Source organism: Micromonospora sp. NBC_00362 (genome assembly GCF_026342155.1).
GTDB lineage: Bacteria > Actinomycetota > Actinomycetes > Mycobacteriales > Micromonosporaceae > Micromonospora > Micromonospora hortensis.
Map to the genome: position 1 here is coordinate 1,028,191 of NZ_JAPENH010000001.1, position 13,609 is coordinate 1,041,799.

General features: G+C 74.5%; 14 protein-coding genes. 9 read left to right on the top strand and 5 right to left on the bottom strand.

The genetic code is table 11. The features are described from left to right. Positions 1-213 precede the first annotated feature (213 nt). The 3 genes from lnt to OG992_RS04490 all read left to right on the top strand — a co-directional run bounded on the left by lnt (position 214) and on the right by OG992_RS04490 (position 3,342). Positions 214-1,875, top strand: coding sequence for an apolipoprotein N-acyltransferase (lnt, locus tag OG992_RS04480; protein WP_323181941.1), 1,662 nt, complete (start codon positions 214-216; stop codon positions 1,873-1,875). 34 nt (positions 1,876-1,909) lie between these two features. Further along, the gene (locus tag OG992_RS04485; protein WP_238685579.1) at positions 1,910-2,719 is read left to right on the top strand and encodes a polyprenol monophosphomannose synthase; all 810 of its coding nucleotides are present in this window, start codon (positions 1,910-1,912) and stop codon (positions 2,717-2,719) included. Between the two features lie 92 nt (positions 2,720-2,811). Then, positions 2,812-3,342, top strand: coding sequence for an FxsA family protein (locus OG992_RS04490; RefSeq protein WP_266302454.1), 531 nt, complete (start codon positions 2,812-2,814; stop codon positions 3,340-3,342). An 86-nt stretch (positions 3,343-3,428) separates the two neighbouring features. On the opposite strand, the gene OG992_RS04495 is transcribed toward OG992_RS04490, so the two are convergent. From OG992_RS04495 to OG992_RS04505, 3 genes are all read right to left on the bottom strand, one after another. After that, the gene (locus OG992_RS04495; RefSeq protein WP_091398247.1) at positions 3,429-3,770 is read right to left on the bottom strand and encodes an RNA polymerase-binding protein RbpA; all 342 of its coding nucleotides are present in this window, start codon (positions 3,768-3,770) and stop codon (positions 3,429-3,431) included. A gap of 231 nt (positions 3,771-4,001) precedes the next feature. Continuing rightward, positions 4,002-5,156 (bottom strand): hypothetical protein, encoded by a 1,155-nt coding sequence (locus OG992_RS04500; protein WP_266302455.1) that lies wholly within the window; start codon positions 5,154-5,156, stop codon positions 4,002-4,004. Positions 5,157-5,182: 26 nt separating this feature from the next. Continuing rightward, positions 5,183-6,541 carry an MFS transporter gene (locus OG992_RS04505; protein WP_238685581.1) on the bottom strand — a complete coding sequence of 453 codons (1,359 nt, stop codon included), beginning with the start codon at positions 6,539-6,541 and terminating at the stop codon, positions 5,183-5,185. 57 nt (positions 6,542-6,598) lie between these two features. On the opposite strand from OG992_RS04505, the gene OG992_RS04510 reads away from it, so the two are divergent. Genes OG992_RS04510 through OG992_RS04520 form a run of 3 tightly spaced genes read left to right on the top strand, consistent with a single transcriptional unit; the run spans position 6,599 to position 9,463 of the window. Beyond that, positions 6,599-7,246, top strand: a complete 648-nt coding sequence (locus tag OG992_RS04510; RefSeq protein WP_238685582.1) for a TetR/AcrR family transcriptional regulator — start codon at positions 6,599-6,601, stop codon at positions 7,244-7,246. A gap of 55 nt (positions 7,247-7,301) precedes the next feature. Beyond that, positions 7,302-8,642 carry an NAD(P)/FAD-dependent oxidoreductase gene (locus OG992_RS04515; RefSeq protein ID WP_266302456.1) on the top strand — a complete coding sequence of 447 codons (1,341 nt, stop codon included), beginning with the start codon at positions 7,302-7,304 and terminating at the stop codon, positions 8,640-8,642. Then, positions 8,639-9,463 carry an SDR family oxidoreductase gene (locus OG992_RS04520; RefSeq protein ID WP_266302457.1) on the top strand — a complete coding sequence of 275 codons (825 nt, stop codon included), beginning with the start codon at positions 8,639-8,641 and terminating at the stop codon, positions 9,461-9,463. Before OG992_RS04515 ends, OG992_RS04520 begins: the two co-directional genes overlap by 4 nt. Positions 9,464-9,471: 8 nt before the next feature. Here the strand turns inward: OG992_RS04520 and OG992_RS04525 are convergent, their stop codons facing one another. Then, a complete protein-coding gene (locus tag OG992_RS04525) occupies positions 9,472-10,122 on the bottom strand; it encodes a LysE family translocator (protein WP_266302458.1) in 651 nt (216 codons plus the stop codon). Positions 10,123-10,351: 229 nt separating this feature from the next. On the opposite strand from OG992_RS04525, the gene OG992_RS04530 reads away from it, so the two are divergent. The 3 genes from OG992_RS04530 to OG992_RS04540 all read left to right on the top strand — a co-directional run bounded on the left by OG992_RS04530 (position 10,352) and on the right by OG992_RS04540 (position 12,856). Then, entirely contained in the window at positions 10,352-10,840 is a 489-nt protein-coding gene (locus OG992_RS04530; RefSeq protein ID WP_266302459.1) for a DUF1992 domain-containing protein, read from the top strand. Between the two features lie 31 nt (positions 10,841-10,871). Further along, positions 10,872-11,414, top strand: coding sequence for a GNAT family N-acetyltransferase (locus OG992_RS04535; RefSeq protein ID WP_266302460.1), 543 nt, complete (start codon positions 10,872-10,874; stop codon positions 11,412-11,414). A gap of 152 nt (positions 11,415-11,566) precedes the next feature. Then, complete coding sequence (locus OG992_RS04540) at positions 11,567-12,856, top strand: MFS transporter (RefSeq protein ID WP_266302461.1); 1,290 nt, start codon at positions 11,567-11,569, stop codon at positions 12,854-12,856. A 152-nt stretch (positions 12,857-13,008) separates the two neighbouring features. Here OG992_RS04540 and OG992_RS04545 read toward each other — a convergent pair whose 3' ends face one another. Beyond that, a complete protein-coding gene (locus OG992_RS04545; protein ID WP_266302462.1) occupies positions 13,009-13,584 on the bottom strand; it encodes a maleylpyruvate isomerase N-terminal domain-containing protein in 576 nt (191 codons plus the stop codon). Positions 13,585-13,609 lie beyond the last annotated feature (25 nt).

A 13,609-nucleotide genomic window follows, 5' to 3' on the forward strand; every position in this document is an offset into this window, starting at 1 on the left:
GTCGTCGTGCCCCATCCTCGCCACACCGGCCGGGAAGGGCCTGGGAGCATCGGGGCGCGGCGCGAGCCGCGCCCCGATTTCATGTCCACCGGGCGGTTCGTGCCCGACGGCCCGACGGGTCCGGTGCACCCGCCAGCCAGGTAACCTTCGCCCCGTGATCGAGGTGAAGCGGTGACGACCCTGGACCGGGATGAGACGCACACCCCGGCGGCGCTGCCCCGGCCGGTCGTTCCCGGTCGGCCGCTGCCGCTGCGGGTCGCCGTGCCCCTGGCCGTGGCCGCCGGGCTGGCCCTGCTGGTGGCGTTCCCCCCGTACGGGGTGTGGCCGCTCGCGCCCGTCGGGGTGGCGTTGCTGGCCGCCGCCGCGCATCGGCGGCGCTTACGCGCCGGCGCCGGCCTGGGCTTCCTGACCGGGGTGGCGTTCTTCGCCCCGCTGCTGGCCTGGACGAACCTGCACACCGGCTACCTGCCGTGGGTGCTGCTGTCGCTGCTGCAGGCCGGCTACCTGGCGTTGCTGGGGGTGGCCACCGCCTGGGTGTCGCCGCTGGTCGACCGCGCCCGCTGGGCGTGGCCGGCGCTGACCGGGCTGCTCTGGGTCGGGCAGGAGGCGCTGCGCGACCGCACCCCGTTCGGCGGGTTCCCGTGGGGGCGGTTGGCGTTCAGCCAGGACGGCTCACCGCTGCTGCGCCTGGCCGCGCTCGGCGGCGCCCCGCTGGTCACCTTCGTCGTGGCCCTCATCGGCGGGTTGCTGGTCACCGCCGCCTGGCGGGGCTGGGTCACCGCCCAACGCCGGGCAGCTGAGCCCACCACCGCGCCGGGCGACGCCACGCCGGGCGCTGACGGCCCGCTGGACGGCCCGGCACGCCCCGGGGGTGCGGCGGCGCGGCCGTGGACGCCGGTGGTCGTACCGGCCGTCGTGGCCGTCGCGCTGACCGCCGGGGGCCTGCTGGTGCCGGTGGCCACCGCCGGGTCCGGCGACACCGTCACAGTGGCGATCGTGCAGGGCAACGTGCCCCGGCTGGGCCTGGACTTCAACGCCCAACGGCAGGCGGTGCTCAACAACCACGTCGACGCCACCATCGAACTGGCCGAGCGGGTCGCCGCCGGGCAGCAGCGGCGACCCGACCTGGTGGTGTGGCCGGAGAACTCCAGCGACATCGACCCGCTGCGCAACCCCACCGCCGGTGCGCGGATCTCCCAGGCCGCCGACACCATCGGCGCGCCGATCCTGGTCGGCGCGGTGCTGCTGGGTCCCGACGCCGGGCAGGTCCGCAACGCGGGCATCCTGTGGCGCCCCGGCACCGGCGCGGACCTTGGGCAGCTGTACACCAAACGCCACCCGGTGCCGTTCGCCGAGTACGTGCCGCTGCGCGACGTGGCCCGGATGGTCAGCAAGAAGGTCGACCTGATCCGCAACGACTTCGTACCCGGAAGCACCCCGGGCGTGGTACGCGCCGGCCCCACCGTGCTCGGTGACGTGATCTGCTTCGAGGTCGCCTACGACGAGGTGGTCCGCGACACCGTCACCGGCGGGGCGCAACTGCTGGTGGTGCAGACCAACAACGCCACCTTCGACGTGGCGGAGGCCCGCCAGCAGATGGCCATGGTGCGGCTGCGGGCGGTGGAGCACGGACGGCCGGCGTTGATGGCCTCCACGGTCGGGGTGTCCGGGTTCGTCGCACCCGACGGGCGGGTAAGCGATGCCACCGGGTTCAACACCCGGGAGGTCGTGGTGCGGCAGTTGCGGCTCGACGACGGACGCACCCTCGCCACCCGCCTCGGCTGGTGGCCCGAGGTGGCGCTCGCCGCGCTGGCCGCGGCGGCCCTGGTCGGCGCGGCGGTGCTGCGCCGGCGGCAGCGGGTCAGGCCCGGATAGCAACAGCCGGTACGCCGGCGGGAGCGGAGGAACCGTGATCCAGGCGACCGATACGATCCGACGCGCGGACGAGGTGCCCGGGGTGGGCCGGGTGCTGGTGGTGATCCCCACCTACAACGAGGCCGACAACATCGCCGTGATCGTGGGCCGGGTCCGGCGGGCCGCCCCGGCGGTGCGGATCCTCATCGCCGACGACAACAGCCCCGACGGCACCGGCGCGATCGCCGACGCCCTCGCCGACGGCGACGCGCACGTGCAGGTGATGCACCGCCAGGGCAAGCAGGGCCTGGGTGCGGCGTACCTGGCCGGGTTCGGGTGGGCGCGCGAGCGTGGCTACCAGGCGGTCGTGGAGATGGACGCGGACGGCTCGCACGCCCCGGAGGACCTGCCGGCGCTGCTGGACGCCGCCCGCGACGCCGACGTGGTCATCGGGTCCCGGTGGACCAGGGGCGCGCGGGTGCTCAACTGGCCGCTGCGGCGGCTGTTGCTGTCGCGTGGCGGCAACCTGTACGCGCGACTGGCGTTGGGCATGCCCGTCTCGGACGCCACCGGCGGTTACCGGGTGTACCGGATCAGCGCGTTGGACGCCATCGACCTGGAGTCGGTGACCTCGCAGGGCTACTCGTTCCAGGTGGAGCTGTCGCGGCTGGCGCACCGGGCCGGGGTGCGGATCGTGGAGGTGCCGATCACCTTCGCCGAGCGGGAACGCGGCGACAGCAAGATGAGCCCGAAGATCGTGGCCGAGGCGCTGTGGCGGATCACCGCCTGGGGGGTGCGCGACCGGCGCCAGGCGGTGCGCCGGGGCCTGCACGGCACCGCCACCGGCCAGGCACGGTGGCCGTGAGCGGGTCAGGCACGGTGGCCGTGGGCGCGGCCGTGTCATGCTGGATGAGCGAAACACGTCCGTGGTGTCCGCAGGAATGGCGATGAGGTGAGATGCGCGGAGGACTGAGGTTCGTACCGTTGGCCCTGTTGCTGGCGGTGGTGCTGGAGCTGGCGGTGTTCGTCGGCGTGGGGCGGGCGCTGGGGTTCGGCGCGGCGGTGTTGCTGGTGTTCGCCGCGTCCCTGCTGGGGTTGGTGCTGCTGCGCCGCGAGGGGATGCGCGCCTGGCGTGGGTTCCGCGCCGCCGCGGCGGCCGGGCAGCCACCGGGTGGGCAGGTGACCGATGGGCTCGTCGGGTTGGCCGGCGCGCTGTTGCTGGCGGTGCCCGGCCTGGTCAGCGGGTTGGTCGGGTTGCTGCTGCTGGTGCCGCCGGTGCGTCGACTGGCCCGCGCCGGGGTGCGCCGCGCCACCGAGCGGCGGGTGTCGTCGATGGTCGCCGGTGACCTGTTCGGGCCCCGCACGGTGCGGGTGCGCCAAGGTGCGCCGCAACCCACCCCGCAGCCGACTCCCCAGCCGGAACAGCCGGTGGTGGTCGACGGCGGTCGCGCCATCGAGGGCGAGATCGTCGAACCCGGCCGGCACTGAGACCAGGCCAGCTACCCCGCTGAAGACAGACACGACGGCGCCCCCGGGGAAGACCCCGGGGGCGCCGTCGTCGTGCGTCGTGCGGCTCAGGCGCGGCCGCGGCGGGTCCGAACCTCCTGCAGGCGCTCCTCCAGGATGTCCTCCAGCTCGGCGATGGAACGCCGCTCCAGAAGCATGTCCCAGTGGGTACGCGGCGGCTTGGCCTTCTTCTGCTCCGGCTCGTTGCCGTCGACGAGTCGGGCGACGCTGCCGTCGAACTTGCATTCCCAGGTCGTCGGGACCTCGGCGTCGACGGCGAACGGCACCTCGAACTGGTGGCCCTTGGCGCAGAGGTACTCGCGGGTCTGACGCGGCGCGAGCTCCGTGTTGCGGTCGGATTCGTAGCTCACCGCGCCAAGGCGGCTTCCGCGCAGCATACGCTCGCCCATGATCGACTTCCCCTCGTTCGTGGTGCTGGTCTTCTGGGTGTAACGGTGCGTCCCCGTCGAGCCATTCCCGCCCGAGGGCGTGAGGCGTCCACGGGTGGGCCGGGACCAAGGGTAACCGGCCGGGACGCTCACCCGGTGAGGTGATCCCCAGGCGGGTCGGGACAACGGTGTGTGTCCGCTGCCACCGGGGAGGTTAACCGCCCGAGCCTACCGAAGGTTGCGCCACGATCATCAGGTGGCGTCGCCGGGAGTGGCGGCGCCGAGGCGGGCCAGCGCCAACGCCAGGTCACTGACCTGGTCACCGAGCTGCGCCACCCGCCGCTGGGCCAGGTCCCGGTCGGTCTCGGCGGCGTCGAGTCGTACCGTCAGGGCGGTGCGGTGACCCTCGGCGGTCGCCGCGGCCTGCCGGGCCACGCTCAGCTCGGCGGTGAGCGTGTCGCGCTGGGCGGCCAGGGCCGCCACCTCCGCGCGCAGCCGCGCGGCCAACTCGGCGGCCTCCTGCCGGGCGTCGTCGGCCTGCCGGGCGGCGACCTCGGCGCGGTCGCGGGCCCGGTCGGCCTGCTCGCGCGCCCGGGCGGCGTCGGCGGCCTCGGCGCGGGTCCGCGCCGCGTCGGCGCGGGACTGCTCGATCTGGCGGCGGACGTCGTGCACCTCGGCCTGCCACCGACCGGCCCGCTCGGTCGCCTCGGCGGCGGCCCGGCTGGCCCGCTCGGCCTCGGCGCGTAGCGCGTCGCGTTCCACGCCCAGGTCGGCCACCCGCTGCCGTTGCGCGTCGCGTTCCGCGCGCAGGTCCCGCGCCTCGACGCGGGCCTGGTCGCGGTCGCGCTCGGCCTGGGCGCGCAGCGCCTCGGCGGCGCTGGCATCGTGGCGCGCCTGGTCGCGGGCGGCCTCGGCGTGCCGCGCCCGCTCGTCGGCGGCGGTGGCCTGCCGCTGCGCCAGCTCGGCGCGCTGGCGGGCGTCGTCGGCCTCGGCGCGGGCCTCGCGGGCCTGCTCGCGGGCGCGCGCCGCGTCGGCCGCCACGGTCTCGGCGTCGTCGCGGGCCTCGTCGCGTTCGGTCTGCGCCGCCGCGATCTCGGTGGCGGCCTCCGCGCGGACCTGCGCGAGCTGGCGCTGCACACCCACCGGGGACAACTCGGCGTGCAGCGACTCGGTCAACGTCTCGACGATCTGTTCGAGTCGGTCCACCGCCTCCCAGGTGCGGGCGACCTGCCCGGGCAGACCGGGGGCGTTGCGGTGGCGCATCCGGCTGTTGCGGGAGGCGCGCTGGCAGGCGCCGTCGTTGTCGCGGCAGTAGCGAAACGGTCGGCCCGCGCCGACTCGCTGCGGCACCGGCGCTCCACAGTGGGCGCACGGGCGGGTCTCGGTGGTGCTGGGCTGGGCGTCCATCGAGGGCGAAGTCTAGTGCCGCCCGATCAGCTCGCCGCCCGGGCCGTCGCGTCCAGGGTGTAGCGGCGTTGCAGCAGCAGCGCCGCGAGCATCGTCACCGCCGGCAGCAACCCGAAGCCGTAGCGGACCGCAGCGAGCGCGGCGTCCGGCTGCACCGGCGACTCACCGGCCGTGGACGCCACGAAACCACCCACTGTCAGGCACAGCGCGTACGCGTACGGGCCCAGGGCCGCGCCGGTGGCCTCGGTGGCCGTCCACACCCCGGTGTAGGTGCCGGCCCCGGTGCTGCCGGCGTTGCTGGCGGCGCGAATCACGTCGGGCAGCATCGAGAACGGCAGCAGCTGCATGCCGGCGAACGCCACCCCGAGCACCGCCACCGCGGCGACCAGCACCGGCAGGCCGGCCGGTCGGCCCACCGCCAGCACCACCGAGCCGATCGCGAACGCGCCCTGCGCGCCGAGCAGCGCCCGCTGTTTGCCGACGCGTCGGGCCACCACCAGCCAGGCCGGGGTGACCAGCAGCGCCGGCGCCACGAACGCGGCCACCAGCACCGTGGTCAGGCCGGGGGCGCGCAGCTCGTACTCGGCGTAGTAGGGCACCCCGGCGAGCACCAGGTGGGTGGTGGTGGACATCGCCAGGTACGCGGCGACCAGCCACCGGAACTGCCTGTCGCGCAGCGCCGTGCGCAACGCCCGCCACCCACCGTGCCCGGACGCGGCGCTGGCCGGCGCGGACCCGCGCAGCCGGGCGATGCCGGCGACACCGACCAGCATGGCCACCAGCATCCCCACGGCCAGGACCACGCCCATCCGCTGGTAGCCGTCCCGTGTCGCCGCGTCGCCGCCGGTGAGCAGCGGGGCCAGCAGCCCGGAGACCAGGATGCCCAGGGTGAGCACCACCATCCGGAACGCCATCAGCCGGGTGCGTTCGTGGTAGCCGATGCGCAGGTCGGCCGGGGTGGACAGGTAGGGGACCTGGTAGGCGGCGAAGAGCAGGTTGCCGGCGATGAAGAACACCGCCACCCACGCCGCCGCCGGCGCGCCGGTCAGGCCGCCGGGCACCGCGAAGAGCGCGGCGAACGCGACAGGTAGGGCGCAGCCGAGCAGCAACAGGCGACGACGGTCGCCGCGTCGGGTCTGCTCGACGTCGGCGCGGTGCCCCACCCAGGGGTGCAGCAGCACGTCGGCGATCTTCGGCAGCAGCAGCGCCAGGCCGGCCAGCCACGGTCCGACGGCCAGCACGTCGGTGAGGAAGTAGAGCAGCAGCAGGCCGGGCACCGTCACCCAGACACCCATGCCGAGCGAGCCGGCCGCGAAGCCCGCCAGGGGGCCGCGCGGCAGGGTCGCGTCGGTGGCGGCCGCGGGCCGCCGGTCCAGCCCGGTCATCGCCGCATCCTCTCCGCAATCCAACGGTTGCTGGATTCTAGGGGCAGAATGGCGGTCATGACCATGCCCCGCCGCCGCCCGGGTCGGCCCCGCCGTGACGAGACCCGGCCGACCCGCGAGGTGGTGCTCACCGCGGCGACCGCGCTCTTCGCCGAGCGGGGCTTCGACGCCGTCGGGCTGCGGGAGGTCGCCGCCGCCGCCGGGGTCGACGTCGCCACTGTCGCGCACCACACGGGTACGAAGGCGGCGCTCTACGACGCGTGCTTCGCCCGGGTGTTCGCCGCCGAGCGGGACGTGCTGACCGAGGCCGCCGAGCAGGCCCGCGCCGCTCTCGACGCGGGTCCGGACGCGGCGCGGCGGGCCTTGCACGAGCTGGTCGACGTCTTCGTCGACTTCCTGGAGGACCGCCCCGAGACCACAGCGCTGTGGCTGCGCCGCTGGTTGGAACCGCAGCGGCACGCCGAACTCGACCAGCGCTACGCCGACCCGTTGTACCGGCTGGTCGCGGAGCTGCTCACCGCCGCCGCGGCGACCGGCGCGCTGGCCGAGCCGACCCCGCACATCACCGTGCGCAGTCTGGTGTGGGCGACGCACGGGCACGTGGTGGCGCTGGCCGCGGGCGCGCCCGGGGCTCGGGAACGGCGCGAGTTCCGGGCGTTCGTGCATCGCCTGCTCGACGGGCTGTACGGACCGCCGACCCCTTGACGGGCCGCCGCCACGCGACGATTATCCATCGGACGTTGGATTAATGGGGGCGGCAATGGGCGTACCACAGCGGGTGGCGGTGATCGGGGCCGGCGCCGCCGGCCTCGCCGCGGTCAAGGCACTCCGCGACGCCGACGTGCCAACTGTGGGCTTCGAGGCCGCCGAGCAGGTCGGTGGCCTCTGGGTGTACGGGGCACCCGACTCACCCGCGTACCGCACGCTGCACCTCAACACCAGCCGTGGTCGTACCCAGTTCGCCGACCACCCGATGCCGACCGACTGGCCCGACTACCCCGACCACCGTCGTGTCGCCGGTTACCTCGCCGACTACGCCACCCGCTTCGGGCTGGCCGACACCATCCGGCTGCGTCACACCGTCGAGCGGGTCACCCAGCACCCCGACGGCACCTGGACGGTCACCGCCAGCGGTCCGAGCGGCCCGGTCGAGGTCACCGTCGACGCCGTGGTCGTCGCCAACGGGCACAACCGGGTGCCCCGGCTGCCCGACCCCGGCTACCCCGGCACCAGCACCGCCGAGCAGATCCACAGCCACGACTACCGGGGCCCGGAGCAGTTGGTCGGCAGGCGGGTCCTGGTCGTCGGCGGCGGCAACTCCGCGATGGACATCGCCGTCGACGCGTCGTACGCCGCCACCCGGACCCTGCTGTCGCTGCGCCGGGGCGTCTGGGTGGTGCCGAAGTACCTGCTGGGGCGCCCTTCGGACACTCTCAACGGGGCGTTGGCCCGCCGGCTGCCGTGGCGTCTGCGCCAACGCATCAGCCAGACGATGCTGAGCACCACAGTCGGCAACCCCGCCCGCTACGGGCTGCCCGCGCCGACGCACGGCTTCCTCCAGGACCACCCGACGCTCTCCGACGGGTTGCTGTCGCGGCTGACCCACGGTGACGTCGAGGCCCGACCCGGCGTCGCCGCCCTCGACGGCGACCGGGTGGAGTTCACCGACGGCCGCAGCGACAGCGTCGATCTGATCATCTGGTGCACCGGCTACCGGGTGGACGTCCCGTTCCTCGACCCGGCGCTGCTCGCCGGAGGCGCCGACACCCTTCCGTTGTACCGGCACGTGTTCCACCCCGACGCCCCCGGGCTGAGCTTCGTCGGGTTGATGCAGTCCACCGGCTCCGCGTTCCCGCTGGTCGAGGCGCAGGCCAAGCTGATCGCGGCGCACCTCGCCGGCCGGTACGCGCTGCCGGACCCGGAGCGACAGCGCGCCGCGTGCCGGGCCGAACTGCGGGCCGCGACCGCCCGCTGGGGTCAGCGCCGCCCGGCGATGCGGGTGGACTTCGACGTCTACCTGGCCGAGCTGGCCAGGGAGTTGACCGCCGGGACCCGCCGCGCCCGCTCCGGCGCGACGCCCCGGGTAAGGGCACCCCGGTGAGGGACCGAACACTTGCCGGTCGGCGGGTGCTGGTCACCGGGGCGAGCGGGACCTTCGGCCGCCACCTCGGCGCCGCCCTGAGCGCGGCCGGCGCCCGGGTGGTGGGGCTCGACCTGCACGCCCGTCCCGACGACGACGTTCCGGTGCTGGGCTGCGACCTGACCGACCCGGACGCCGTGCCGGCGGCGGTGCGGGCCGTCGTCGACCGACTCGGCGGGCTCGACCTGCTGATCAACAACGCCGGGGTCGGTGGTCCCGCTCCGGCCGAGTTGCCGCCCGACGAGGTGGTCCGCCGGCAACTGGAGGTCAACCTGCTCGCCGCCTGGCGCACCACCGCCGCCGCGCTGCCCCCGCTGGTCACCGCACGCGGGCGGGTGATCTTCGTATCCAGTCGGATGGCGGTGCTGCCGCTGCCGCTCGCGGCCGCGTACGGGGTGAGCAAACGGGCCCTGGTCGCCTACGCCGACGCGCTGCGCCACGAGGTGGGCAGCCACGTCGGGGTCAGCGTCGTCTACCCGAGCATGGTCGCCTCCCCGATCCACGACAGCACCGCCGAGGCAGGGCTGTCCCTGCGAGGAGTGTCGCGCCCCGAACCCGTCGAAGGGGTGGTCGCGGCGATCCTGCGGACCGCCACCGCCCGACGGGCACCCCGGGACGTGGCGACCACCGCACGCGGCCGGCTGGAGATGGCCGTCGGCCGGCACGCTCCCGCCCTGGCCGACCGACTGGTCCGCCGCACCCTCGCCGCCCGGCTCGCCGCCGGTGACCTGGACGCCGCGCCACTGGCCGCCGGGATGCTCGGCCGCCACCGGGGGCACTGAGCACCGGGTCAGGGCGTGGCGACGGCCGCGCGCGACCGGTCGGCGGCGATCCGCACGGCCAGCGCCGCGAGCGCCGTGCCGGTCACCCACCGCTGCACCCGCAACCACACCGGCCGGCGGGCGAAGAACCCGGCCAGCGAGCCGGCGCTGAGCACGATCAGCGCGTTCACGCTCAGCGCCACGACGATCTGGGTCAGACCGAGCAGCAGGCTCTGCGTGGCCAGATGCCCCCGCGTCGGGTCGATGAACTGCGGTAGCAGCGACACGTAGAGGATCGCGATCTTCGGGTTCAGCAGGTTGGTGACCAGGCCCATGGTGAACAGCCGCCGGGGCGGGTCCGGCGGCAGCGGCGCGGGCGTGAACGGCGAGTGCCCGCCCGGACGCAGTGTCCGCCAGGCCAGCCAGAGCAGGTAGCCGGCGCCGGCCAGCTTCACCACCGCGTACAGCGTCGGCACCAGGACGAAGACGGTGGCCAGGCCGGCGACCGCCGCCGCCAGGTAGACGCCGAAGCCGGCGGCCACCCCGAGCAGCGAGACCAGACCGGCTCGACGGCCCTGCGCCACCGAGCGGGACACCAGGTAGACCATGTTCGGGCCGGGCGTGAGCACCAGCCCCAACGCCACCAACGCGATACCCAGCAGTGCACCAGTACTCACCACGACGCTTCCCCCGTTCGGTAGTCCCCACACCGACCGTAATCGGGATGAACATCCCACCCCAGGGCCACCTGACAGGCCGTGGCCTGCGATCCGTGGTGATCCACTCACGTTCGGCGCAACGGCGCCACAGTCGGCGGGAATGCGCGCCGTCGCGGACGTGCTGACCCCTGGCAAGTGCGTGTCGCCGGCCGGAGGCGGCGCGTTACGGTGGCCAGGGAGGTGCCGCACGGTGACCGAGGCGTGGGAAGCGTCAGTGGAGGCGAAGATTCAGGACGCCGTTCAGCGCGGCGAGTTCGACGACCTGCCCGGCATGGGCAAGCCGATCCCCGGTCGGGGGGCGCCGTACGACGAGGCGTGGTGGATCAAGAGCTTCCTGGAGCGCGAGGCGCTCCCCAGCGACCTGCTCCTGCCCACGTCGCTGCAACTGCGCCGACGCATCGAGCAGGTCCCCGACGAGGTCCGTGACCTGCCCACCGAACAGTCCGTCCGCGACTTCGTGGGGCAGCTGAACGCGCAGATCGTGGCGTGGCTGCGCTTCCCCGACGACGGCCCCCGGGTCGCGGTGCGCCCGGTGAACGCCGAGGACGTGGTCCGCCGTTGGCGCGCCGAACGTGCCCGTCCCACGGTGACGACGACCGGCACCGAAGCGGCGGTCGTTCTGCCGCCGACGCGCCGGCCCCGCCGTAGCTGGTGGCGTCGGTGGCGCCGTCGGGGCTGACCCCCGGCCACTGCCACGGCAGACTGTGCCGATGATGATCGAATCTCGGTCACCCGACATGCCCTCGACGCCGGGTGTCGTCCTGCGGCAGTGGTGCGCCGACGACCTGGATGAGCTGGTGCGGGCGTACCGGGATCCGGTCCTGCGCCGCTGGACCAGAACTCCGGTGACCACCCCCGCCGAGGCCCGACGGTGGTTGGACGGCGCGCTGCGCGACTGGGCCGACGGGCGGCGGTACACCTTCGCCGTCCTCGACGAGCAGGCCGACGGCGCCCCGCTGGTGGGCAACGTGGTGCTCAAGGGGGTAACGCCGCAGCGTCCGGCCCCGGAGGTCGGCTATTGGACGGCGTCGTGGGCACGCGGCCGCGGCGTCGCCCCGCGTGCGGTCACCGCGCTGAGCCGCTGGGCGTTCGACAGGTTCCCCGAGGTGACGCGTCTCGACCTGCTGCACCAGGTGGACAACGTCGCGTCCTGCCGGGTGGCGCAGAAGTGCGGCTTCGTGTTCCAGGAGGTGCTGCCGGCCCGGCCGCCCTTCCCACTCGACGGCCACCGGCACTCGCTGCATCCCGGGTAGCCGGGCAGCCCATCCCCGCGCCGACCGTCCGCACCTGTCGCGAACGGATCCGAACAGGTCCGAACGCCTGCTCCCGGCCTCGACGACGCGAACGCGGATACGGTCGGGGCCGAGCGCCCAGATGACCGCCGGCGCGGGAGGGACGGGGCGACGTGACCGAGCGCGCCGCGACGTACGCCGAGGTGTTCGCGGTACGCGAGTACCGCCACCTGTTCGGTGCGTACCTGCTGTCCCTGGCCGGTGACCAGCTCACGGCCGTGACCGTGGCGTGGCTCGTCTTCAGCGAAACCGGCTCGGCCGCGCTGGCGGCGGCCGCGTACGCCAGTTCCTACCTGGCCTGGCTCACCGGCGGACCGCTGCTGTCCGGCCTGGCCGACCGGTTCCCCCGGCGAAGCGTGATGATCACGTGCGACCTTGGCCGCGCGGCGCTCATCCCGCTGGCGGCGCTGCCGGGCCTCCCCGCGCAAGCCCTGGTGGTGCTCCTCTTCGTGGTCAACCTGATGCGGCCACCGTTCGTGGCGGCGCGGGCGGCGTTGATGCCGGAGGTGCTCGACGACGACCGCTACGCGGTGGCCAACGGCGTGGACAACATCTGCGCCCAGGTCGTGCAGGTGGTCGGCTTCGCCGTCGGGGGGAGTCTGGTGGCGGTGCTGTCGCTGCGCGGTGCCCTGCTGGTGGATGCCGGCACGTTTCTGGTGTCGGCACTTCTGATCGGGATCGGTGTGCGTTCGCGCCCCGCGCCCCGACCGCGGTCGAGCCCGACCGGTGAGGCCCGGGCGGTTGGCCTGCGGGTGATCTTCGCCGATCCCCGGCTGCGGTCCTACGTTCTCCTCCTGTGGACGGCCAGCGCCTTCACCTACGCGGCCGAGGGGCTGATGGCGCCGCTGGCCCGACAGTACGGTGGCGGCGCCGCCACCGTCGGGCTGTTGCTGGCGGCGGCGCCGTTGGGGATGTCCCTCGGCGGGGTCGCGCTCACCCGGTTCTGTCCACCGGCGGCCCGGCCACGGCTCATCCTGCCGTTGGCCGCGATGTCGGCCGGCGTGCTGACGGTGGCGTGGCTCGTCCCTCCGCTGTGGATGATGCTCCTGTTGTTGGTGCTGGCCGGAGCCGCGAGCGCCTTCGCCATCCCTGTGAACGCGTTGTTCGGCCGGGCGGTGCCGACGCAGTACCGGGGACGCGCGTTCGGGGTGGCCATCACCGGTCTCAGTGGGCTGCAGGGGACGGCGATGGTCCTCGCGGGTCTGGGTGCCGAGCGGTGGCCGGCCACCACGGTGATCGGGTTCAGCGGATTGGCGGGCGCGGTGGCGGTTCTCGCTGTCGTGCCGCTGTGGCCACGGCGGCACGACTCCACACCTGCCACGTCCGAGTCTCCGGTCGAACAAGCCCGAACGACTCCGAACGCCGACACCGGTACCGCCGAAGCAGTCCGTGGCCGACGCTGAGGTCACCTGGCGGGCACGGGGGCCGTCACCGAGCAGAGAGGAGACGGGCATGCGCAGCGTTCGCAACCGTGGCATCAGCTGGACCTGACCCTGACGCTCCAACCGGGTGGTCGCCCGGCAGGCGACCACCCGGCCCTCACCGTCGGTGCGAGTCAGTCGACCGCGGCCCGCCAGCTCCAGGAGGTGCGCCGGGCCCGGCTGGGCAGCTCACCGCGGCCGGTCATCCAGAGCAGCACCTCGGGCGCCGCCCCGGGCGGGGCGTCCGGGAAGAGTCGCCGCAGCACCAGCGCGCTCAGCCGCTGCGGCGGCTGCCACGGCACGCCGAGACCGACGGTGACGTCGTGGGTGTGCAGCACGGTCTCGGCCACGCCCATGGCGGCGAAGCCGGCCGGATCGCACGCGCCGAAGTGCCAGGCCCGCGCCTCCGGCCCGGCGGCGTCGACGGCCGCGGCGAGCAGACCGGCGCAGGCCCGCACCACTGTGAGCACCTGCGTCGGGCTCGCGTCGGGGGAGACCCGCAGGTCGTACGGCAGATAGCCGTCATCTGGGCGGCCGGTGACCTGGCCCGCGTACGCGAGGAGGTCGTGCGCGACGTGCGCCGCTGTGGTCCAGCAGCTCCAGCTCAGCGAGCCCGCCGGCACCGACCAGTCGCGTTCCCGGTGTGGCAGCAGCACCCGGGTCATCTCGTCGGCCGCCTCCCGAATGTCGGCGCCGGTCACCGCCGACATTCGCCAACCCTCCGGGCAGCACCGG

Bases quoted from the DNA above. Each gene is read 5' to 3' on its own strand.
- OG992_RS04535 (WP_266302460.1), top strand. From the start codon at position 10,872: ATGATGATCGAATCTCGGTCACCCGACATGCCCTCGACGCCGGGTGTC.
- OG992_RS04495 (WP_091398247.1), bottom strand. From the start codon at position 3,770: ATGGGCGAGCGTATGCTGCGCGGAAGCCGCCTTGGCGCGGTGAGCTAC.
- OG992_RS04515 (WP_266302456.1), top strand. From the start codon at position 7,302: ATGGGCGTACCACAGCGGGTGGCGGTGATCGGGGCCGGCGCCGCCGGC.
- OG992_RS04505 (WP_238685581.1), bottom strand. From the start codon at position 6,541: ATGACCGGGCTGGACCGGCGGCCCGCGGCCGCCACCGACGCGACCCTG.
- OG992_RS04490 (WP_266302454.1), top strand. From the start codon at position 2,812: ATGCGCGGAGGACTGAGGTTCGTACCGTTGGCCCTGTTGCTGGCGGTG.
- OG992_RS04545 (WP_266302462.1), bottom strand. From the start codon at position 13,584: ATGTCGGCGGTGACCGGCGCCGACATTCGGGAGGCGGCCGACGAGATG.
- OG992_RS04500 (WP_266302455.1), bottom strand. From the start codon at position 5,156: ATGGACGCCCAGCCCAGCACCACCGAGACCCGCCCGTGCGCCCACTGT.
- OG992_RS04510 (WP_238685582.1), top strand. From the start codon at position 6,599: ATGACCATGCCCCGCCGCCGCCCGGGTCGGCCCCGCCGTGACGAGACC.